The organism is Streptomyces sp. SID9727 (assembly GCF_010550605.1).
Taxonomy (GTDB): domain Bacteria; phylum Actinomycetota; class Actinomycetes; order Streptomycetales; family Streptomycetaceae; genus Streptomyces.
This window is the reverse complement of sequence record NZ_JAAGNI010000345.1, coordinates 14,926-36,108: the sequence shown is the minus strand read 5'-3', so window position 1 is coordinate 36,108 and position 21,183 is coordinate 14,926. Positions and strand designations below refer to the sequence as shown.

Here is a 21,183-nt window from a genome sequence, read left to right as displayed (position 1 = left end):
GTAATCAGCACGCCAAAGTCAACTCAACTGATTGACAAGTCGGTTGAGCCTAAGAGCACTCCCCCGGAGACGTGGTGTGCTTGTCCATTTTTCAGCCGTTGACGTTTCCGGCCCGGCTGTGCACGCCAGTTGACTCCTGCGGGCGGGAGCGTGCCCCCTCTACATCACCGAAACATTGATGTACCGTCCACACGCATGCGTACCCGACTTGTTCTCGCGTGGACCTCGGCCGTGACGGCCGCTTTCGCGGTCGCGGCCGCAGCCGGACCCGTGACAGCCGCACCGGCCGCTCGCGTGTCCGTGACGCCGACGGCCCGCTGCCCTCAGCTCTCCGACGCTCTTCCCTGGTACGGCGACAACAGGGCCCAGTTGCAGCGCGTGATCGACGAGCGCGGCACCTGCCGCGGGAGAGGCGGGCCGCGCCCTGTCGCGGCGTTCGACTGGGACAACACCATCACCAAGAACGACGTCACCGACGCCACCATCAGCTGGTCCCTGCGCCACGACAAGATCCTTCGGCCCGCCAGCTGGAAGGACACCAGCACCTGGCTGACCAGCACCGCGAACACGGCCCTCACCGATGCCTGCGGAACCGACGTGGCCGTGGGAACACCCCTGCCCACCTCCACCAACGCCCGCTGCGCCGACGAGATCCTCCAGATCCGCGAGAACGGCAGAACGATGAGCGGCGAAGCGGCCTTCGCCGGAAAGTGGAACCACCGGCGTACCGTCCCGCAGTACGCGTGGGTGCCGCAGCTGTTCGCCGGACACACCGTCCCCGAGCTGCGCGCGTACACCGAGGCCGCCCGCGCCGAGGCCCTGGCCGCGCCCGTCGGTGCGACCCGCACCGTCGGCACCCATGTACTTCCCGCCTACGTCCGGTACTACGAACAGCAGCGCGACCTGGTGCGGACGCTCCAGAAGGCCGGATTCGACGTCTGGATCGTCTCGGCGGGTTCCGAACCGGTGACCGAGGTGTGGTCGCGCGGCATCGGAATCGACCGGGCGCACACCGTCGCCATCCGGTCCGTGCTCGACTCCGAGGGCCGCATCACGACCAGCAACGAAGGCTGCGGCGGGGTGGGCGCCACCGAGGGGGAGGTGATCCCGTACATCGACGGCAAGCGTTGCTGGATCAACCAGGAGATCTACGGGATCCACGGCCGGGCCGCCTGGAACCAGCAGCCCCCTCATCGGCGGATCGCGCTCGGCGGCGGCGACGCCGACACCGACGTGACGTTCGTCGGCGATGCCACGGGCGCGCACCTGGTGCTCAACCGCAACAAGAACGAGGTGATGTGCCGTGCCTACGACAACGCCGACGGCCGCTGGGTCGTGAACCCCATGTTCATCGAGCCGCTGCCCCGCAGGACCACGGCCTATCCCTGCGAGACCGCCGCCTACACCAGGCCCGACGGAAGCCTTGGCCCCGTGCGGCGCGGTGACGGCAGCGTCGTACCGGACCAGCAGGACACGGTGTACTGACGGGGTGGAGCCGCCCCTGCCGACGGCTGTCACGGCCTGGCGGTGCAGCCCTGCGCCGGGAAACCCTGCCGCATGCCGGAAGCTCCGCCGGAGCAAGGTGTCCCCTGCCCCGGCGGAGCTCGGCCGGGCGGTGCCTCAGCGGCATGCGGCCGGGACCGGTGCCCCGTGCGGCACTTGCCGGCTCAGGCGAAGTTCACGTCGCTGCACCACATGTACGCCTGGTCGAGGTGCGATGCCTGCCAGATCACGAACATGATGTGGTGTCCGGTGTAGCCGGAGGTCTGCACCGGGAACGTGATGTCCTGCGCCGGAGCGTAGCGGCCGGTCTGCGTGATGAAGTCGAGGTTGCCCCAGCCCAGGGTCTGCGTCTTGGGGTCGAAGCCCTGCTTGCTCACGTAGACCTTGAAGTAGTCGGCACCGTGGGACGCCTGATCACGCAGGTGCACCGAGAAGTTGGCGCCGACCGTGGTGGTCTTCCACGCCCCGGGCTTGTCCAGACTGGCGTTCCGGGACAGGTTGTTGCTGCAGAGCGTCCCGTCCGGGGTCTTCGCCTGGAACTGGCCGCCGAGGCCGTCGCGCAGGGCGCTCATCCAGTTCCACATGGTGTCGGTGTTGGCCTGCCACGCCTGCCAGCACATGGGGTCCTGCGTCTGCATGGCCGGGTCCATGTGATGGCTGCCCCAGGTCTGCCAACACTGGTACGCGCGGCTGGCGGGGTCGACGATGGTGCCGTGGGCCTGAGCGGGGGTCGACCAGGTCAGTGCGCCGACGACCACGGCGAACAGCATGGCGAGCGTCTGGAGGGGGCGACGAAGGTACGGCCTCGAACGCCCGGTTAACGGGATCTTGTTGTCCATGTGGGGGGACTCCTTCCAGTGGTGAAGCTGTCATGGGAGCGCTCCCAACGGTACGGCTTTCGCTGGACATGTCAATGAACAAATCAAGTCGGTCGCTCCGCGACGGCGGGGCTGCCTTCCGGCTTCGCGCTCTTGCGGATCCGCGCCGGCACGGGAGACTGCCTTCATCACCCGGCTCCCCGGCCTCGGCAGCACCACGCCGCACAGGCCGGCGCGGACCGGGTCGGACCGTCCACCGCCCCTCCCCCGAGACGAGGTCTCATGAACCGGAACCGAGCCGCCGTCAGCGCCGTCACCCTGACCCTGTTATGCGCCGGCCTCTCCGTCGGCCCCGCGTTCGGCGCCTCCGCCGCCGCTCCCGCCACCGAGGCGAAGGCACGCGTCGGTGCCGACTGGGAGACGCAGTCGATCGTCTTCACCGCCGCTGCGGGGCAGACCAACGACCTCAGCGTCTACCCGATGTACACGAGCGACGGGATCCGCCGGATCGGCTTCAGAGACGTGGTCCCGCTGGCCCCCGGCGACCACTGCGCGTACGCCGGGCCCGAGGACACCACCGGCGTCGTCTGCGAGCTGCCCGCCGACCGTGCGCGCCCCGACAGGATCGACGTCTTCCTCGGCGACGGCGACGACACGGTCGCCGCCTTCACCCCCGGAATGAACACCGTCAGCGGCGGCGCGGGCGACGACGAGCTGCACGCCCACACCGCCCGCACGGTCCTGGGCGACGCGGGGGACGACATGGTCATGGGGCCCGGGACCCTCTACGGCGGCGACGGCATGGACCACCTGATGGGTGACGGCGAGAGCCAGCGCATGTGGGGCGGCCGGGGCGACGACATGATCGAGGGCTACGGCGGTGACGACACCGTGTACGCCGGCCCGGGCGACGACCACGTCATGGGCGGGGACGGCCGGGACATCCTCTTCGGCGGCTCCGGCGACGACACGGTGCACGGTGAAGGGGGCGACGACTTCGTCTGTGGTGGCACCGGGAAGGACGCCCTCGACGGCGGGGACGGCCGGGACATCATCCTGCCGTAACCCCCGCTCTCCCTCTCACGGTGGGGGCCGGACGCCTACGCCTTCGGCGAGGTGACCGGCCAGGAGCGAGTGCCCGCTGGGGAGGGGAGGAGCCGGAGCCCCTTCCCTCCCCAGCGGCTGTCGCGCAGCCGATCCGCGATCGCGGGTCGGGCGCGTGCGGCGGCCGGGCCGCCGCCGGTCGATCAGACCTGGAGCCCCGTGGCCTTCACGTCCTCTACCTTGCGGACCTTGATCTCCATGCGATTCACCTCCTCTTGACTGGATGACCTGCCCCCGGCCGGTGGTGTGGCCGGGGTGGACCGGGTCCCGCGGGGTCTCAGGTCCTCGTCGTGAGCCGCCGTACGCGCTCACGGACCGAGAGGACCGCGGGAAGAACAAAGGGGGTCATACAGACCGCGGTGCACAGCAGTGCCCACCAGAACCGGCCGGTGGCCGGGCCCGTGCCCAGCCGGTCCGCGGCCCAGCGCAGCACCTCCCACGCGGAGGGCGCCAGGAACATTCCCGCCCAGACGAGGGTCAGCGCGGCCCCGAAGAACCGCACCCAGCGGAACCAGCGCCCGGCGCTCGCGTCGGCCGGATGCGCGTCGGCCAGCTCCGCCGCGCCTGCGGCGTCCAGGCGCCCGACGGCTCGCCGGAGCATCAGCGTCGAGACCCGCCACAGGTTGCGGCAGCCCAGCGCGTTGACCAGCACCGCGTACAGGTCCGTGCGCAGGAAGACCATGCACTGCCACAGCATCGCGGTGAGCTTCACGTAGATCCACGTGGCGAGGAGCGCGTCGAGCGGATCCGGCGCAGCCCACGCCCCGGTGTCGATCAGCAGCCGTGCCACCAGGGGCACGGCGAGCAGCACCGTGTCGAGGGCGAGGCCGGCCAGCAGCGGGCCGTACCGCTTGCGTCTCGGTACGGTCCACAGCTGGGTCAGGTCGGTCTCGAAGACCAGCAGGAACCCCATGCGCCGGTCCATGCCGAATCTGGCGCCCAGGCCGAGGGCGCGGGCCGCGAACCAGTGCCCCAGCTCATGGATCGCCGTGGCGACCGTGGCGAGCGGGATCAGGATCAGGCTGCCGAGGCCGATGTCGTCCACGACGAACGCGTCGGTGGCCGGATCGGGGAAGAGGCCGGGCCGGAAAGCGAACACCGCGAGGGCGACCACCGCGCACGCGGCGTAGCAGCTCCAGGCCACCCGCCCGAAGAAGGGCCGCGCGACCTCCTGGCGGACGCCGTCCAGCCACCGGCCGCCTTGCACGGGCGCCGAGCGGACCGGTGCGGCCTGCTGCCCCTCGTCGAGGAAGCCGAGCTCGCCCAGGGTCTCCACGAAGGACGGCACATCGACGGGCTGCCCGGCGAACTCCTCGGCCTCGGCGGCGGCCTCGGCGATCGTCGCCCCGCGCAGCAGCGCCTCGATGACCACACCGCCGACCTTCGGAATGGCGACGAACTGCCCCGTTCCCGGGTCGCCCACCAGTACCTCGTCCTCCCCCTCGGGCACCAGGCTCAGCGGTCGCAGCCGCACGGTGGTCCGCGGGGGTCCGCCCACCTCGGTCATGCCGCGGCCGCCCGGGCCGGGGCCAGCGCGCAGACCGGGCAGTCCGGCACGTCGGGGAACGCCACCCGGCTGCCCGCCAGGCCGTCCCGCAGGTCGAGCCGGACCCGGGCGCCGGCGGCCAGCGGCTCCTGGAAACCGGTGAGATAGCGCAGGCCCTCCAGCGCGATCAGCGAACCGATCTGCATGGCCACCGGGCCGATGAGCGGATTGGTCGTCCGCATGCCGTGCACGAGGTCCTCCGCGGCCGCCGCACCGGTGCCGGCCTCGGGTTGCTGCGAGAACTCGCAGGCGAGGCAGGCGCTCGTCCCCGGGTCGACGGACATGTACGAGAGCAGCGTGCGGGTCGCACCGCCGACCACCAGGGGGGCACCGGCCCGGACAGCGGCCTCGTTCACCCACAGGCCGGCGTCGGGGTGGCCGTCCAGGCCGCCCACGATCAGATCGATCCCGTCGGTGAGATCGGCGAGGTCCTCGGGGCCCGCGACCCAGCGGTCGACGGTGCGCACCTCGATGTCCGGGTCGTACGCCCGCACCCAGGCGGCGGCGCGCTCGACCTTCGAGCGGCCGACGTCCTCGTGCCGGTAGAGGAACTGGCGGGCGAAGTTGCGGGTCTCGACGCGGTCGTGGTCCAGCAGCGTCAGCCGGCCGACGCCGAGGCCGGCCAGGCACTGCACCAGCGAGGATCCGCCGCCGCCCACGCCGAGCACCAGGACGTGCGCGTCGCGCACCCGGCTCAGGAAGTCGGTGCGGTGCCGGTCGAGGTCCGAGAAGGTGCCGAAGAACGCCAGGTTGGAGAAGTGCCGTTCGTCCACCGCCGGATCACCGGTGAGCCTGCCCTCGTCGCGTTCGACCAGCCCCAGGCCCGCGAGTCCCTCCAGTCCGCCGTCGAGCTCCCGGCCGGTCACCTCGACCCCCCGGGCGGCGAGCGCCGCGCGCAGTCCGCCGACGCTGCGGGGCCCCTCCCGCAGCACGGAGAGAAGCGCCTCGACCTTCCCCTCGGGGTCCTCCAAGGTGATCGACTCACGGGGGTCGAAGACGACGATCAGGTCTTCCCCCACCGCTTGCCAGGTGCACTCCTTGAGCGCGACACGCATCAACCCACTCGCTTTCGGCCCCAACGGACCCCGGTCCCCCGGGCATGGCCGCAACTCTGCTGTCCGGCGCTGAACTTCCCCTTTGACGACGCTTTGAGCCGGTGCCGGTGCCCGTGCGGCCCCGCTACGCCGGTCGCTCAGTCCGGCGCCCGCAGCAGTTCCCGTACGGCGTCCGCGTCCGGGTGCTCCAGTTCGTCGAAGAGGGCGAGGGAGGACCGCCACGCCTCGCGCGCGCCCGCGGGGTCGCCGACGGTGCGCATGACCTCGCCGAGGCCGCGCAGCGCGACCGCTTCGCCGTACCGGTTGCCGAGCCGGTGGAACCCTTCCTGGCACCGGCGGAAGCAGTCGAGCGCTTCGTCGTACTGGCCCATGGCACGGCGGATGACGCCGAGGGTCTGCCAGGTGTACGCCTCACCGAGGGGGCTGCCCTCCTCCCGGTGCAGTCGCAGCGCCTCCTCGCAGCAGGCGAGCGCCTTCTCGTGGTCCCCCAGATGGGTGTGGCACCAGCCGATGTTGTTCAGCGCGCCGCCCCACCCGGCCCGGTTGCCTGCCGCGCGCTCCAGTTCGAGCACCTGCTCGACGCAGCGGAGCGTGGCACGGTAGTCGCCCTGCTGCTCGTACGACCAGCCGAGCGCCCGCAACGTGTGGGCCTGGGCCGCCAGGTCGTTCAGCTCGCGCTGGAGTTCCAGTGCCCGCGACAGCTCGTCCCGGGCCTCCTCGTACCGTCCCAGCCGGATCGCGGCCCGGCCCGACTCGCAGTGGCACCGGGCCGTCCCTGCCCGGTCCTCCTGCCGCCGGGCCGCGGCGATGGCCGTGCGCTGGGTGGCCGCCCAGTCGTGCCAACGACCGCTGAGGTGGAGGAAGTCGCCCATGACGAGGGGGAGTTGCCAGGCGTGGTCGTCGAAGCCCGCCGGTCCCGCCGCGTCCGTGACCGCGAGCAGCGAGGCGTGTTCCGTCTCGAACCACGCCATCGCCTCCTCGTAGCCGTCCGGGTGGTGGGGTGCGGAGCCGGGCGCCGGCGGTGACAGCGGCAGTTCGGCGCGGACCGGGGCGAGGCGCCGGCCCGCCGCGTGCGCGGTGTGCAGGAAGTGGTCGAACAGGCGGTGCAGTGCCTCGGTGCGTGACGCTTCGGATTCCTCGGTCGCCGCCAGCTCCGCCGCGTAGGTGCGCAGCAGGTCGTGGAAGGAGTACCGGCCGGGGTGGTGTTCGTCGATCAGATGGACGCGGGCCAGCGCGGTCAGCGCCGCCGCGGCCTGCCGGACGGACAGCCGGGCCAGTGCCGCCACGGCGGGCGCCGCGGCGTCCCGGCCGGGGTACAGCCCGAGCAGCCGGAACACCTTGGCCGTGCCGGCGTCCAGCCGGAGGTACGACCACGAGAAGACCGTCCGTACGCTGCTCACCCCCTCGCCGGCGTCCAGGGCGTCCAACCGCCCCCTGGTGTCGCGCAGTTCAGCCGCGACCGCGCTCAGCGCGAACCCGGGGCGGCCGACGGCACGGGCTGCGGTCACGGCGAGCGCCAGCGGAAGCCGGGCGCACAGCTCGATCAGCTCGGCCACCGCCTCCGGCTCCGCGGCGACCCGGTCCGTGCCGAGGCGGGCGACGAGCAGTTCGTGCGCCTCGTCGCGCGGCAGCACGTCCAGGGAGACCAGCAGGGCGCCGTCGGTGACGGCGAGACCGGCCAGCCGGCCCCGGCCGGTGACGACCACGGCACAACCGGCACCGCCCGGCAGCAGGGGGCGTACCTGGGCGGCGTCGGCGGCGTTGTCGAGGACGAACAGCAGCCGGCGGCCGGCGGTCTCGGTGCGCAGCAGCGCCGCGCGTGCCTCCAGCGGATCCGGGATGCGCTCCGGCGGCACCGACAGCGCCTCCAGGAATCCACGGATCGCCTCGCCGGGGGCCACGGGCCCGGCGGCGGAGTCGAATCCGCGCAGATTCACGTACAGCTGGCCGTCCGGGTAGTCCGGTGCCGCCCGGTGCGCCCAGTGCAGTGCCAGCGCCGTCTTTCCCGCGCCCGCCGTGCCGGTGATCGCGCGTACGAGCGGGCCCGTGCCGGTGGCCGCGTCGCCGGGAGACCCGTCCAGCATTCGCAGCTCGGCCCGGCGTCCGGCGAAACCGCCGGCCGCTGCGGGGAGTTGACGTGGCGGCGCCGGAGCCCGTCCGGGGCGGGCCGGCCCCTTCGGCGGCCGTGGGCCGGGCACGGGGGTGGCGAGCCCCGGATCACCGCGCAGTATGCGCAGTTGCAGCTCGCGCAGGGGGGCCGACGGTTCGACGCTCAGCTCGTCGGCCAGCAGCCGGTGCACCTCCCGGTAGGCGTCGAGCGCCTCGGCCTGCCGCCCCGACCGGTGGAGCGCCAGCATCAGTTGCTCCCACAGCCCTTCCCGGAGTGGGTGCTCGCGCACGGACTGCCGTAGTTCCGGCACCAGTTCGGCGTGCCGTCCGCAGGCCAGGTCCGCCTCGACACGGGCGTGGAGGACATCGAGCCGCTGCTCGTCCAGCCGTGCCGCCTCGGCTTCCACCACCGGCCCGGCCGGTACGTCGGCGAGCGCGGGACCGCGCCAGAGCGCGAGCGCCTCGGCGAACAGAGCCGCCGCGTGTTCCGCCTCGCCGGCTGCCAGGGCGGCACGGCCGGCTTCACCGAGCCGCCCGAAGGCGGTGGCGTCCAGATCGTCCGCGCCGTCGGGCACCACCTGGTAGCCCGGTGGCCGGGTGACGATCAACCGGCCGTGCGGATCGCCGAGTTCACGGCGCAGACGCAACACGTACTGCTGGATGAGGTTGGCGGCCGCCCTGGGTTCGCGCTCGCCCCACAGCTCCGTCGCCAGCCGGTCCGTCGGTACCGGAGTGTCGCGGCGCACCAGTAACGCGGCGAGCAGAGTGCGCGGCTTGGCGGCGGAGATCCCCCGCCAGTGGGTGCCGTCGAATATTTCGAGGGGGCCGAGGATACGAAAACGCATCCGGCCTCCCCCGTTCTCCGTACCTTGCGCATGCGATCTTGCCATCGGCCGCCGCGAACCGCCACGTCGTTGCCGGCTGGGGGCGGCTCCGCAGCCGCCGGGTCGGAGCGTGGGCCGTCAGCCGGCCGGCGACCCCTTCGTGGGGACGACGGCGATGGGGGCGTTGGCGAAGTGCAGCGTCGAGTGGACGACGTGCCCCACGTACCGGCTGCCGGTTCTGCTGCTGCGCCCGAGAACCAGGAGCTGGGCGCCGGCGGCCAGGGAGACCAGCATCTCGGCGGCGAAGCCCACTTCGGTGTGCTCGGTCACCGTGACGTCGGGATAGCGTCGGCGCCACGGCCTCAGGAGGGTGACCAGTGCACGGCGGTGGTCTTCCGCCAGCTGGGCGGGCCTGTTCGAGAGGCCCATGACACCGGACTGGTTCGTGAACATGGTGGGCAGGTCCCACGCGCGGGCCGCCCGCAGCGGGACGCCGTGTGCGACCGCCGCCCGGAAGGCGAAGTCCAGGACCGCTTCCGCCTCGTGGTCCTCCTCGGGGACGCCTGCCACGACCTCGCCGCTCCGTGGACGCCGGCTGACGTCGCCCCCACGGATCAGCACCACGGGACAGTCGGCCCGGCTCAGGACGCGAAGTCCGACCGATCCGAGGAGGAATCCGGTCACCGGTCCCGGTCTGCGGGATCCGACAACGACCATCTGGGCCTCGCGGCCGCGCTCCGTCAGCAGATCGGCCTCGGGCCGGTCGACCAGCTCGGCACTGGCCTCGACATCGCCGTAGTGTTCGCGCACCCAGTCAAGGGTGCCTGCGAGCGCCTGCTCGGCGGCCTGGCGTTCGGTTCCGGCGTCCGCGAAGAAGGACGGATCGTGTCCGTGCAGCAGCAGGAGCGGCGCGGAGCGCCGACGCGCCTCGTCGGCTGCCCAGCCGGCTGCGAGCAGGCTGTCCGGCGTGATGTCGATTCCGGCGATGACGGGTTGGTGCTGCACGGTGTCTCCTCGGGGGCGGCAGGCGGCGGATGGTCCGCGCCGGGGCGGGGTGACCGCTGACGTCGCGGATCAGGTGCACGTCGGTGAACAGGCGGGTCGATGCGGCGAACCCCTGCCGAGTACGTCCGGGCCGGCCCCGGGGCAGCTCTGGGGGGCGCCTGGCAGGAACGGCCGGCCGGGGCCGTTGTCGAGAGCGGCGCCGTCAGGCGGGGCCGGGCCGTGCCCGGCTCGGGCGCCGGGGACGCGGAGGGATCTCGGACGCATGCCAAAAATGTACGAGTATATGACCGTTTGCGCTTTTCGGCACGCGCCCCTCCTCGCAGCGGCACCCGATCAGGTGCGCACCCGGAGCCGACCGCCCGGGCCGTCGACGCGGACGCCTGGTGCCGCGCGCCGGTGAAGCCGCCGTGCCGCGGAACACCCTTGACACCACGCCCCCCTGATCACATAGTTCTCACCGCTGAGCGCAACGGCGTTGCGCTCAGCGCACCGGGACAGCGAAGAAAGGGACGAGGCCATGAACGAGGTGAACGGCGCGTCCGCCGACGGCACCGCCCACGAGGCCGGCCGAGGCGACGACGTGGACGCCCCGGCTCCGCCCCAGCCCGGCGTGCTGCAGGGAGCCGACCGCGCCCTGCTCGCCCTGCTGTCGTTCACCGAGCGCCGCCCGGAGTGGGGAGTGAGCGAGATGGCGCGCAGGCACGGCTGGGACAAGGCCGTCGCCCAGCGCATCCTCACCACGCTCGCTTCCCGCTCCTTCCTGACCTGCGACACCACCACCCGCCGCTACCGGCTCGGCCCCGCCGTGTCCCGGCTGGCGCGCGCCGGGGAGCACAGCGGTGTGCTGCCCTCGCTGGTCCGGCCGATCCTCGCGGGGCTGCTGCGGGAGACCGGCGAGAGCGTCGTACTGAACGTGCCGCAGGGCGCCGGATACCGGTGCGCCGCGGCAGTCGACGGCACCGGCCCGGTCCGCTACACCGCGATCGTGGGCGCCGTGATGCCCGGCCACGCCGGCGCCTCCGGCCACGCCATCTTCGCCCACTACTCCGAAGCGGAGATCCGCCGCCTGTTCGGAGCCACCCCGCTCCAACGTTTCAACGACCACACCGTCACCGGCCTCGACACCCTCATGGCCCGGTACGCGGACGTACGCTCCCGGGGGTACAGCGTCAGTCACGGCGAATACGACGAGGCCGTCGCCGCTGTGGCCGCCCCCGTGTTCCAGGCCGGCGGCATCGCCGCCTCCCTCACCGTCATCGGGCCGGCGCACCGCGTCACCCGTGCCGTCGACCGCATCACCGAACTCGTTCTCGCCGGGGCCGAGGAAGCCACAGCCGCCTTCGGCTCCTGACCCGCCCGGCCCGGCGGCACCGTCCAGCGGGCCACACATCCGTACGACGTGCATCGTGCCGGAGTACGCGGATCACCGCAGCCTGCCCGAAAAGTCCCTCCCCGCCCCGGGGCAGGGCCCACCCACCAAGGGGTGTTCCGTGTCGCATCACACCTCGCCGTCGGCCACCGCGCCGCCGCCCTCCGAATCCGGCTCCACCGCCTCATCCCCCGGCGCCGGCCACCCCCGGGTGCGCGAACCCGTCGTGTTCGTCGTCCTCGCCGTGCTGTCCGTCGTCGGCGCCGTCATCGGCGCGGACCTGGTCGCCAAGCTGGGGATCTCCGCCAACACCTCGGTCGTCGGCGCGCTGATCGCCATGCTCATCGGACGCATCCCGCTCGCCGGACTGCGCTCGATGCGCTCCGTGCACCGGCAGAACCTCGCCCAGAGCGCCATCTCCGCGGCCACCTTCGCCTCCGCCAACGCGCTGCTCACCTCGATCGCGGTGCCGTACGTCTTCGGACGCGAGGACCTGGTGTGGCCGATGCTGGCCGGTTCCTTCGTGGGCCTGCTCATCGACACCTGGGTGCTCTACCGCTCCTTCGGTTCCCGGCTGCTGCCCGCCGACGCGGCCTGGCCGCCCGGGCAGGCGGCCGCCGAGACGATCAAGGCCGGTGACAAGGGCGGCAAGCGGGCCCTGGTGCTCGGCGCGGGCACGCTCGTCGGACTGGGCGGCACCCTGTTCAGCCTGCCGCTGTCCGCCGCCGGTGTCGCCTTCCTCGGAAACGTCTGGGCGCTGCTCATGTTCGGTGTCGGGCTCGGTCTGCGGGAGTTCGGCCCCGATCTGTTCCACACCGACCTCGGCGCCGGGTACGTACCGCACGGCGTGATGGTCGGCGCGGGCGTCGTCGCCCTCGGCCAGGCGGTCGTACTGCTGGTCCGCCGCCGTTCGGAGCCGAAGCCCGTCGCCGCGGCGACCCTCGCGGGACACGACGAGACGACCTCGTACACCGTTGACGAGAAGGCCCTGCGCCGCTCGCTCGTCCGCGGCTACGCGCTGTTCGTCGCCGGAGCCGTGCTGCTCGCCGTCCTCGGTGGGCTGATCGGTGACATGAGTCCGCTGGGCCTGCTCGGCTGGGTGCTGTTCGCCGCGTTCGCCGCGCTCGTGCACGAGCTGATCGTCGGGCTCGCCGCGATGCAGTCCGGCTGGTTCCCGTCGTTCGCCGTCACCCTGATCTTCCTGGTCCTGGGGCTGCTCATCGGCATCGCGTCGGTGCCGCTCGCGCTCCTGGTCGGTTACGTGTCGGCCACCGGCCCGGCCTTCGCCGACATGGGCTACGACCTCAAGGCCGGGTGGCTGCTGCGTCGCGAGCACCGGCCCTGGGACCCGTACGAGCGGGAGGGGCGCCGCGAACAGTTCCGCGCCGCCCTCATCGGCTTCGCCGCGGCCCTCGCCGTAGTGGCCGTCCTGTGGCAGTCGTACTTCAGGCAGGGGCTGATCCCGCCCGTCGCCAAGGTCTACGCCGACACCGTCAAGAACGGGCTGGGCGAGCCGGGTGTGCTGCGCACCCTGCTGCTGTGGGCCATCCCCGGCGCCATCATCCAGCTCATCGGCGGGACCAAGCGGCAGATGGGCGTCATGCTCGCGACCGGCCTGCTGATCCTCACGCCGAATGCCTGCTGGCTGGTCCTCGCCGCGCTCGCCGTGCGCGTCGGATACCGCAAGTGGCGCGGCCCCGCCGCCGACGAGGAGCTGAACCTGGTCGGCGCCGGCCTCATCGCGGGCAGCTCCCTGGGCGACTCGGCCCAGATCATCAAGGCGAGCTAGCCCCCCTCTACCACCTTCGTTCATACGCACCACCGCAAGGAGAAGATCCATGGAGATGTTCAGCCGGCTCGAGCCCCGCCCCGAGTACCTGAGCTACGAACTCGCCCTCGCCGCTCGCAAGCTCGTCGAGCAGGTCATGCTGGTCAAGCCCGGCGAGCACGTCGTCCTCACCGGCGACACCAGCAGCGACCGCCGTGTCGTGGACGCCACCGCCCAGGCCGTCGCGGCTGCCGGGGCGCACCCCGTCGTCGTCTGGTACGAGACGATGCCCAGCTCCTCCATGGAGCCGCCGCGCCCCGTCGCCGGCGCCATAGCCGACGCCGACGTCTGGATCGAGTTCGCCGTCTCGTACGTGATGCACTCCGACGCGTTCCGCCGCGCGATGGCGAACGGCTGCCGCTACACCAACCTCACCGCGATGGACGTGCACATGCTCGTCGCGACGGTCGGCCGCCCCGACTTCGAGGGCGTCATCAAGCTCGGCAAGGCGCTCGTCCGCCTCCTGGAGCAGGCGGACGAGGTGCGCATCACCTCCGCCAACGGCACCGACATCACCGGCCGCAACGGCGACCGTCCCATCAATCTGCGGGGCAAGCCCGCCGAGAATCCCGGCGAGACCGTCATGCTCTCCGGCCAGATCTCCTGGAACCCGCTGGAGGAGACCCAGGACGGCGTGCTCGTCTTCGACGGTGCCCTGTGGCCGCCGGACCAGCTCGGTCTGCTGCGCACCCCGGTCCGCTGCACCGTCGAGAAGGGCGTCGTCACGAAGATCGACGGCGAGGGCCAGGACGCGGAGATCTTCCGCCGCTGGATGGAGTCCTGGGACGACCCGAACATGTTCCGCGTCGCCCACTGGTCCCTGGGGTTCAACCCGGGCGTGCCCGCGCCGACCGGCCGCATCGTGGAGGACGAGCGCGTCTTCGGCTGCGTGGAGCTCGGCATCGGCACCAAGGGCGCCTGGATCGGCGGCGAACCGTGGGTGTCCGCCGCCCACACGGACGGCTCGATCCTCGGCCCGTCGATCTACCTTGACGGCGAGTGCGTCGAGAAGGACGGCGTGTACGTGCACCCCGAGCTGGTCGAGATCTGCCGTGAGCTGGGCGTCGCCGGCTACTGACCGACGACCGCGTCCCCCCCGCCCCCGTTCACCCCGCCCCAGGAGCCGGACTTGACCGACGACCAGATCACGTACCGCCACAGCGGCCTCGTCTGCACCGATCACACCCTCGACGTACCGCTCGACCACGCCCGGCCCGACGGGCCCGGCATCTCCGTCTTCGCACGGGAGGTCGTGGCCGAGGGCATGGAGGGCCGTGAGCTGCCGCGGCTGCTCTGGCTCCAGGGCGGGCCGGGCGGGCGCGCGGAACGTCCGAACGCGGCGGGCGCCTGGCTGCGCCGCGCCCTGAAGGAGTTCCGCGTCGTCCTCCTCGACCAGCGCGGCACCGGCCGTTCCACCCCGGCGGACCGCACCACACTGGCCGGCCGGGCCGATGCCGCGCGGTACCTCACCTTTTTCCGGGCCGATTCGATCGTCCGCGACGCGGAGCTGCTGCGCCGCCGGATGCAGGGCGACCGGCCCTGGACGGTCCTGGGCCAGAGCTTCGGCGGCTTCGCCACGCTCACCTATCTCGGCCTCGCCCCCGAGGGCCTCGACCGGGCCCTGATCACCGGTGGCCTGCCCACGCTCACCGGTCACGCCGATGACGTGTACCGCGCGGCGTACCGGCGTACGCTCGCCGCCAATGCCCGGTACTTCGCGCGCTACCCGCTCGACCGTGCCCGGGCCGAGCGGGTAGCGGCCCACCTGGCGGACCACGATGTCCGTATGCCCTCGGGCGAGCGCCTGTCGGTGCGGCGGTTCCAGACACTGGGGATCACGTTCGGCACGGCGTCGGCCTTCGACTCCCTGCACTACCTGCTGGAGTGCGCCTTCGTCCCCGGGCGGGGCGGGCCGGTCCTCTCCGACACGTTCCTGCGGGGCGTCGACTCCGTCGTCTCCCTCGCGCCGCGTCCGCTGTACGCGGTCCTGCACGAGGCGATCTACGCGCAGGGCGGCCGTCCCACGGCATGGTCCGCCGACCGGGTCCGGGCGGAGTTTCCCGAGTTCGACGCCTCCGCTGGCGGACCGCTGCACTTCACGGGCGAGATGATGTACCCCTGGATGTTCGAGGAGGACCCGGCCCTCGTCCCCCTGAAGGCGACCGCGGACGCGCTCGCCCACCGCACGGACTGGCCCGCCCTCTACGACCTCGACCGTCTCGCGGCCAACACGGTGCCGGTCGCCGCGGCGGTGTACCGCCAGGACATGTACGTCGACCACGACCACGCCCTGACCACGGCGTCCCGGGTACGCGGCCTGCGCACCTGGGTGTCCGAGACCCATCTGCACGACGGCGTGAAGGCCGACCCGGGGGTCCTGGACCGCCTGCTGTCCCTGTCCTAAGGGCTGTCCCGCAATTCCCGGCGGGCGCACGACGACAGCTGCGGCACCTCGCCGCGTTGTCGAAACGCCCGAATACGTCCAGTATGCGGGCGCCTCTCCGCCTTGCGATGCACCGCATCTGACGCCGCGCGCTGATCCACCGGAAATTGCGGGACAGCCCTTAGGGAAGCCGCCGGACGCGAAACGAGCCCTCGACTGCGAAGTCGGGGGCTCGTTCACGGCCAGGGGACGCGGGGCGGCACATCACCGCCTGCGGGCCCAGCCGTTTCCTATCCCAGCCACGTGGAGAGCCAGGGCCGTAAGACCCAGCAACATCACGTTGGTCGAGGAGAAGACATCGTTGGTGCTGATATCCGCCGCGTTGATCAGGAACGACACGAAGAAAAGCACTGCGGCGACTATGCCGAGCATGGCAGGCCCCTTCCGTAGAAGCGAAATTCTTTGTGCACCGTTACCGCGGACCCGGGCAGCGAGGAATTCACCACCGGTACCAGCGGCCTCGCTTGCCGTTCGCCGTCGGCCGGATCACGAATCCGAGCAGCCAGACCACCAGCACGATGACGGCGATCCACCACAATGCCTTGAGTGCGAATCCGGCACCGAAGAGAATCAGGGCGAGCAGAAGAACAAGAAGGACAGGAACCATGATTATCAACCTCCAAGACGTCCTGTGCCCCGAAGGTTCGGCTTCACTCACATGACCTTACGCAAATCTTATGGGGCGCTTTGAAACGCTCATTCGACGGTCCACCGGAAGGAGCGCGCACCGGGGCATCGGAACACAGCGTGTTCACGTCACTGCGCATCCGTCCGCCCGGTCGCTCGGGCGAGCTCCGGCGAGTAGGGGCCCCTGGCGGCGTGCGGGTCGGTCCCGGCCCCCTGCCGCCCGCGCTGGGACACCGCCGGGCCGTGCCGTTCCCGTACCGTTGACCGGGCAGCCCCTGATCCCGGAGTCATCATGCAAAGCCCTCCGCCCTCCCGGCGCCCGGAGCACGTCCCGGACGGGTTGTTCGAGCTCGACGACCTGTCGGCCGGGCCCGAGAGCTCCAGGGCGCCCGGGCCGCTCTTCCGTGACTCGGAGCAGGCACGCCGCATGCTCGCGGTACGGGAGATCCATGCCGAGCCCGGGGCCGCGGCGTCGTGGCAGGGCAGGCGGATCCTCGCCCGCTTCCCGGACGCCGAAGTCGTGCCCGTCGATTCGCACTGGCGCATCCCGGGCCTGCACGGCAACCAGGGGAATGCCGAACGCTGGGTGCGGATCAAGAGCACGGTGCTGGTGCTGGGGGAAAGGAAGACGTTCAGTGTGCGGCCCAACGGCCGCTCCGCCGACTGGATCGCCCCGGGCGGCGCCAACGGGTGCGCGATGGCCTGTGCCTACTGCTACGTCCCGCGGCGCAAGGGCTACGCGAATCCGGTCACGGTCTTCACCAACATCCACGGCATCGTCTCCCGGCTGGCCCGCCATGTCGCCGCCCAGGGGGTCAAGGGGCAGCCGAACCAGTGCGACCCCGACGCCTGGGTCTACGACATCGGCGAGAACAACGACTGCTCCGTGGACGCGCTGATCAGCGAGAACACCGCCGATCTCGTCGGTGCCTTCGCCCGCTGGCCCACGGCGAAGGCTTCCTTCGCGACCAAGTTCGTCAACCCGGACCTCCTGCTGCTCGACCCGCGCGGCCGCACGCGCGTCAGGTTCTCCGTGATGCCTCCGGACGACTCACGGCTGCTGGACATCCGGACCAGCCCGGTCGAGGACCGCATCGCAGCGGCGGCGGACTTCGTCGAGGCCGGCTACGAGGTCCACTTCAACCTGTCGCCCGTCGTCATCAGGGACGGCTGGGAGGAGGCGTGGGCCCAGTTGCTGCGGCGGATGGACGATGTCCTGCCCGCCACGGTGAAGCGCCAGGCGGCGGCCGAGGTGATCATGCTGACGCACAACCGTCAGCTGCACGAGGTCAACATGGCCTGGCACCCCCGGGCGGAGGACCTCATCTGGCGCCCCGGCATCCAGCAGACCAAACGGTCCGAGAACGGCAGCCTGAACGTGCGCTACCGGGACGCCGCCAAGGCCGCCGCCGTGGAGACCATGCGCCGCCTGGTGCACACGCACGCCCCTTGGCTGCCGATCCGCTACGCGTTCTGAGTTCCGGGCCACCGGGGCGTGACGGGCGGCGTGACCTGCCCCTTCCTGGCCGCGCGGCGTCCGGCCGCGTACCCGCCGAGGCCGGCCGCGGTCAGTACGAGGCCCAGGATCGCGAACACCGCCGGGCCGGTGGGCACGGTCGCGCCCGGTACCACTCGTCCTCGTACGCCCGAGACCGCGAAGCCGCCTTCGTGCGCATCGAGGTGATAGCGGGAGTCGTTGGAGTTCGCGCGATGGTCGCCCAGCACGAAGAGTCGGCCCGCCGGGACCCGTACGTCGTACGGCTCGGCGTGCGGATCACCCTGCGTGTCCGCCACGTACGGCTCGTCGAGCGTCTTCCCGTTCACCGTGACCCGGCTTCCGTCGCCGGTGACGTGGTCGCCGCCGATGCCGATGACGCGCCGCAGCACCGGCTCGGTCATGTACCGCTCGGGCGGATCGATGAGGACGACGTCACCCCTGTGTATGCCGTCCGAGCCGACCCGTCCGACCAGCACGTGGGCCCCGGGCGGGAATCCCGGCCGCATGGAGTCGCCCCCGACCGTCACCGTGTCGTACCACCCGACGCCGTGAGCGACCGAGCCGGCCAGCAGCACGAGCCCCACCGGCGTCAGCACCCAGGCCGCCGCCCGCCATCCCCGACCCGCACTCCGCCACCCCATGGGGCCTCCACCCGTTGTCCTGATCCCCCGCACACTCCACACAGCGTGCCCGGCGCGCGAACCGTCACGGGCGAGGTCGTCAGGTCCGTGACGGACGCCGGCGGGCCGCACCGGGCGGAGGCGTCCGGCAACCGCACGGACCGGGGCCGGACGACGGGTGGTGGCGCGTCGAAGCCGCCCGCGCCACCGCCGTGTGGCGCGACGCGTAGGCCGGGCGCGCCGTCAGCAACGGGCCGCCCGGCCCGCGCGGACGGTAACGGGTGGTCAGTTGGCCCAGAGGACCGGGCTGTCGCTGTACGCGTCGCCCTCCTCGAACGACGCGACCGCGATGGGGTCGGTCTTCGTGGCGCTGAGCGAGCACGTCTCGTACGAGGCGCCCTTCGTGGTGAAGTCTCGGGGGGCCGTCTCACTGTCGCACTTGCCCGGGAGGTCACCGATCAGGATGACGCCCGTGGGGGCGCCGCCCGCCAGCTTGCCGCGCAGCCTCAGTGAGGAGTAGGAGAGGTCGGTGCCGCCGACGTTCTCCACCTTCATCCGGATGTAGTAGGGCGTCATGCCCTTCGCCTTGTCACCGAAGGGGGCCATGTCGGCCTCGGTGCCCTTCTCGATCGCCGTGACCGTCACGGCGACCGTGCCCTTCTTTGAAGTCCCGTATGTGAACGGCAGGACCGCCCGGTCACCGACCTTGAACTTCGTGCCCGGTGCGGCGACGTCACCGCTGGGCGCGGTGGAAGCGTCGTCGCTCGGCTCCGCGGAGGGGCTGTCACTGCTCGGGGCGGGCGAGGCCGGGGCGGAGGCCGAAGGCGATTCCTGTCCCGTTGCCTCGTCCTCGCCGTCGTTGCAGGCCGTGAGCCCGAGGCCCAGGGTGGTGAGGGCAACTGCGATGACGATGCGTCCCTTGCGTATCATTTTGACCTAACTCGCGGTAAGGGCTGCGTTGTACGACAGCCGGGGTGTTCAACAACTGGACCGTGCGCCCGGGTGCGCCGGGTGCCACGGCGACGGCAGTGCGTCAATGAGGCGCGCCGCGACACCCCACTCACACTGGGCCAGGAATGACACAGACTCGTCCCAGGGAAGGCACAGCCACGCGACGACTGTTCACCGTCACTGTGTGTGCAAGTGGTCCGTGACGCGGCCACCGTGCGGTTCCTCACGACGGCGCCGCCCGTCCTCCCGGAAGCGGCTTGTACGCTGCACCCATTCGACGGGCATCAGTTCGGGCGCGGGCGTCCGGGACGGGAACGCGGGGTCTTCCATGAGCGACGCACATCAGACAGGAAGCCGCGGACCGGGCTTCTCGGTCGGTGCGCGCGTCATCGCGGTCCTCCTCCTCGCCGTGATGGGGGCCGTCGGCGCCTGGCTCCAGCGCGACGCACGGCAACACGCGGAGCCGCGAACGGAGTTCACCGCGACCAACCCGCCCACCGGTCTGCCCGCCGCGCTCACCACCGGCCAGCACCTCCGGTGGTCCCGCTGCGCATCTCCGCGGTCGGCGCGCACGGGCTACGACTGCGCCGTCATGAAGGCGCCCCTCGACTACCGGAAGCCGGACGGCCGGACGATCGACGTCGCGCTGATACGGCGCAAGGCCACCGGGCAGAACAGCCGGCGCATCGGTTCCCTCGTCCTCAACTTCGGCGGTCCCGGCGTCTCCGGCGTGAGCGGACTCCCCGCACGCATCCGCCAGTACGGACCGCTGCTCGACCGCTACGACCTGGTCTCCTTCGACCCGCGCGGCGTGGGCGCGACCATCCCCGTGCGCTGCGGGAAGACCGCGGGGGGCACCGCGTCCGAGAGGTTCGACGCCTGTACCGAGCGCTCCAAGGCGGTCCTCCCGTACATCAGCACCTCGCGCACCGCGCGCGACCTCGACCTGATGCGGTACCTCCTCGGCGACAGGCGGCTGCACTACTTCGGCGTCTCGTACGGAACGGCGCTCGGCGCGGCCTACGCCCACCTGTACCCGTCGCACGTCGGGAGGCTCGTCCTCGAAGCGTCGGTCGATCCGACCGAGGACCTCGACGAGGAGCAGGTGTCGCAGGCCAAGGCGGTCCAGGCGGCGTTCGACCGGTTCGCCGCGCACTGCGCGGCCCACGTCCGCGACTGCCCGACCGGCGACGGGCCCGAGGAGGCCGCCCGCCGCATGGCGCGTCTGGCCGGCCGCCTGGAGAAGAAGCCCGCCCCGGCCGGAGGCGGCAGCACCCTCGACGCCGACGACTTCGCGTACGCCGTCGGAGACCTTCTGGCCCGCGGCACGGACGGCTGGCAGCCGCTGGCCGAGGCGCTCACCGCGCTGACCGACCACAACGACGGCCGCCCCCTGGCCAAGGGCTCGGACCGAAGCGGCTCCGCCGACGGAACGGCGGCCCCGCTCGACGACGGCCGTTTCGCCCTGAACGCGATCACCTGTGCGGACTCCAGCCTGCGCCCTGACCTGGACCGCCTCGGCAGGGACTCGGCACGCGTCGAGGCCGCGTCGCCCGTGTTCGGCGCGGCCTGGTCCTCGGGCGTCTACCTCTGCTACGACTGGCCGTTCGACGGCGAGCGGGTCACCCCTCGGGTGAACGCCGACGGCGCGGATCCCATTCTGGTGGTCGGCGGAACCGGTGACCCGATCACCCCGTACGCGGGGGCACGCCGTATGGCCCGCGCTCTGGGCGAGGGCGTGGGCGTCCTCCTGACGGCCGAGGAGGAGGGCCACGGGACGTACCCGCAGAACCGCTGCGTCGTGGAGACGGTCGACCGATACCTCCGCACGGGGCGCGCTCCGGCCTCGGGGACGGTGTGCCGGGGCGACATGTCCTGACGCG

At 71.9% G+C, this 21,183-nt stretch carries 17 protein-coding genes; 8 read left to right on the top strand and 9 right to left on the bottom strand.

Features of this window, described 5'->3' with window-relative positions; translation table 11 throughout:
* Positions 1-195: 195 nt before the first annotated feature.
* Positions 196-1,485, top strand: coding sequence for a haloacid dehalogenase-like hydrolase (locus G3I41_RS23390; protein ID WP_203601535.1), 1,290 nt, complete (start codon positions 196-198; stop codon positions 1,483-1,485).
* A gap of 182 nt (positions 1,486-1,667) precedes the next feature.
* On the opposite strand, the gene G3I41_RS23385 is transcribed toward G3I41_RS23390, so the two are convergent.
* A complete protein-coding gene (locus G3I41_RS23385; protein ID WP_164402406.1) occupies positions 1,668-2,273 on the bottom strand; it encodes a lytic polysaccharide monooxygenase in 606 nt (201 codons plus the stop codon).
* Between the two features lie 330 nt (positions 2,274-2,603).
* Here G3I41_RS23385 and G3I41_RS23380 point away from each other — a divergent pair, with 330 nt between their 5' ends.
* Positions 2,604-3,386 carry a calcium-binding protein gene (locus G3I41_RS23380; protein WP_164402352.1) on the top strand — a complete coding sequence of 261 codons (783 nt, stop codon included), beginning with the start codon at positions 2,604-2,606 and terminating at the stop codon, positions 3,384-3,386.
* A gap of 316 nt (positions 3,387-3,702) precedes the next feature.
* Here the strand turns inward: G3I41_RS23380 and G3I41_RS23375 are convergent, their stop codons facing one another.
* The 4 genes from G3I41_RS23375 to G3I41_RS37690 all read right to left on the bottom strand — a co-directional run bounded on the left by G3I41_RS23375 (position 3,703) and on the right by G3I41_RS37690 (position 9,964).
* Positions 3,703-4,932, bottom strand: a complete 1,230-nt coding sequence (locus G3I41_RS23375; protein ID WP_164402351.1) for a hypothetical protein — start codon at positions 4,930-4,932, stop codon at positions 3,703-3,705.
* Complete coding sequence (locus G3I41_RS23370; RefSeq protein WP_164402350.1) at positions 4,929-6,026, bottom strand: ThiF family adenylyltransferase; 1,098 nt, start codon at positions 6,024-6,026, stop codon at positions 4,929-4,931. Before G3I41_RS23370 ends, G3I41_RS23375 begins: the two co-directional genes overlap by 4 nt.
* Before the next feature lie 137 nt (positions 6,027-6,163).
* Positions 6,164-8,980, bottom strand: coding sequence for a BTAD domain-containing putative transcriptional regulator (locus G3I41_RS23365; RefSeq protein ID WP_164402349.1), 2,817 nt, complete (start codon positions 8,978-8,980; stop codon positions 6,164-6,166).
* A 117-nt stretch (positions 8,981-9,097) separates the two neighbouring features.
* Entirely contained in the window at positions 9,098-9,964 is an 867-nt protein-coding gene (locus tag G3I41_RS37690; RefSeq protein WP_164402348.1) for a universal stress protein, read from the bottom strand.
* Positions 9,965-10,481: 517 nt separating this feature from the next.
* Here G3I41_RS37690 and G3I41_RS23355 point away from each other — a divergent pair.
* From G3I41_RS23355 to G3I41_RS23340, 4 genes are all read left to right on the top strand, one after another.
* The gene (locus G3I41_RS23355; protein WP_164402347.1) at positions 10,482-11,315 is read left to right on the top strand and encodes an IclR family transcriptional regulator; all 834 of its coding nucleotides are present in this window, start codon (positions 10,482-10,484) and stop codon (positions 11,313-11,315) included.
* Between the two features lie 139 nt (positions 11,316-11,454).
* Positions 11,455-13,122, top strand: coding sequence for an OPT/YSL family transporter (locus tag G3I41_RS23350; protein WP_164402346.1), 1,668 nt, complete (start codon positions 11,455-11,457; stop codon positions 13,120-13,122).
* 49 nt (positions 13,123-13,171) lie between these two features.
* Entirely contained in the window at positions 13,172-14,239 is a 1,068-nt protein-coding gene (locus tag G3I41_RS23345) for a hypothetical protein (RefSeq protein WP_164402345.1), read from the top strand.
* A gap of 51 nt (positions 14,240-14,290) precedes the next feature.
* On the top strand, positions 14,291-15,565 hold the full coding sequence (locus G3I41_RS23340) for an alpha/beta fold hydrolase (protein ID WP_164402344.1): 1,275 nt from the start codon (positions 14,291-14,293) through the stop codon (positions 15,563-15,565).
* Between the two features lie 243 nt (positions 15,566-15,808).
* Here G3I41_RS23340 and G3I41_RS36490 read toward each other — a convergent pair whose 3' ends face one another.
* Together G3I41_RS36490 and G3I41_RS23335 are read right to left on the bottom strand one after the other, a co-directional pair.
* The gene (locus G3I41_RS36490; protein WP_203601534.1) at positions 15,809-15,976 is read right to left on the bottom strand and encodes a hypothetical protein; all 168 of its coding nucleotides are present in this window, start codon (positions 15,974-15,976) and stop codon (positions 15,809-15,811) included.
* A gap of 67 nt (positions 15,977-16,043) precedes the next feature.
* Complete coding sequence (locus G3I41_RS23335) at positions 16,044-16,211, bottom strand: hydrophobic protein (RefSeq protein ID WP_164402343.1); 168 nt, start codon at positions 16,209-16,211, stop codon at positions 16,044-16,046.
* 312 nt (positions 16,212-16,523) lie between these two features.
* On the opposite strand from G3I41_RS23335, the gene G3I41_RS23330 reads away from it, so the two are divergent.
* On the top strand, positions 16,524-17,708 hold the full coding sequence (locus tag G3I41_RS23330) for a spore photoproduct lyase family protein (RefSeq protein WP_164402342.1): 1,185 nt from the start codon (positions 16,524-16,526) through the stop codon (positions 17,706-17,708).
* Here G3I41_RS23330 and lepB read toward each other — a convergent pair.
* Complete coding sequence (gene lepB, locus G3I41_RS23325) at positions 17,696-18,370, bottom strand: signal peptidase I (protein WP_164402341.1); 675 nt, start codon at positions 18,368-18,370, stop codon at positions 17,696-17,698. The genes G3I41_RS23330 and lepB overlap by 13 nt on opposite strands.
* A 264-nt stretch (positions 18,371-18,634) precedes the next feature.
* Positions 18,635-19,279 carry a hypothetical protein gene (locus G3I41_RS23320; protein ID WP_164402340.1) on the bottom strand — a complete coding sequence of 215 codons (645 nt, stop codon included), beginning with the start codon at positions 19,277-19,279 and terminating at the stop codon, positions 18,635-18,637.
* Positions 19,280-19,628: 349 nt separating this feature from the next.
* Between G3I41_RS23320 and G3I41_RS23315 the strand changes: the two genes are divergently transcribed.
* On the top strand, positions 19,629-21,179 hold the full coding sequence (locus G3I41_RS23315; protein WP_164402339.1) for an alpha/beta hydrolase: 1,551 nt from the start codon (positions 19,629-19,631) through the stop codon (positions 21,177-21,179).
* Positions 21,180-21,183: the final 4 nt, after the last annotated feature.

Coding starts and splice junctions, on each gene's coding strand:
- G3I41_RS23390 (WP_203601535.1), top strand. CDS start 196: ATGCGTACCCGACTTGTTCTCGCGTGGACCTCGGCCGTGACGGCCGCT.
- G3I41_RS23385 (WP_164402406.1), bottom strand. CDS start 2,273: ATGCTGTTCGCCGTGGTCGTCGGCGCACTGACCTGGTCGACCCCCGCT.
- G3I41_RS23380 (WP_164402352.1), top strand. CDS start 2,604: ATGAACCGGAACCGAGCCGCCGTCAGCGCCGTCACCCTGACCCTGTTA.
- G3I41_RS23375 (WP_164402351.1), bottom strand. CDS start 4,932: ATGACCGAGGTGGGCGGACCCCCGCGGACCACCGTGCGGCTGCGACCG.
- G3I41_RS23370 (WP_164402350.1), bottom strand. CDS start 6,026: ATGCGTGTCGCGCTCAAGGAGTGCACCTGGCAAGCGGTGGGGGAAGAC.
- G3I41_RS23365 (WP_164402349.1), bottom strand. CDS start 8,980: ATGCGTTTTCGTATCCTCGGCCCCCTCGAAATATTCGACGGCACCCAC.
- G3I41_RS23355 (WP_164402347.1), top strand. CDS start 10,482: ATGAACGAGGTGAACGGCGCGTCCGCCGACGGCACCGCCCACGAGGCC.
- G3I41_RS23345 (WP_164402345.1), top strand. CDS start 13,172: ATGGAGATGTTCAGCCGGCTCGAGCCCCGCCCCGAGTACCTGAGCTAC.
- G3I41_RS36490 (WP_203601534.1), bottom strand. CDS start 15,976: ATGCTCGGCATAGTCGCCGCAGTGCTTTTCTTCGTGTCGTTCCTGATC.
- G3I41_RS23335 (WP_164402343.1), bottom strand. CDS start 16,211: ATGGTTCCTGTCCTTCTTGTTCTTCTGCTCGCCCTGATTCTCTTCGGT.
- G3I41_RS23330 (WP_164402342.1), top strand. CDS start 16,524: ATGCAAAGCCCTCCGCCCTCCCGGCGCCCGGAGCACGTCCCGGACGGG.
- lepB (WP_164402341.1), bottom strand. CDS start 18,370: ATGGGGTGGCGGAGTGCGGGTCGGGGATGGCGGGCGGCGGCCTGGGTG.
- G3I41_RS23320 (WP_164402340.1), bottom strand. CDS start 19,279: ATGATACGCAAGGGACGCATCGTCATCGCAGTTGCCCTCACCACCCTG.
- G3I41_RS23315 (WP_164402339.1), top strand. CDS start 19,629: ATGAGCGACGCACATCAGACAGGAAGCCGCGGACCGGGCTTCTCGGTC.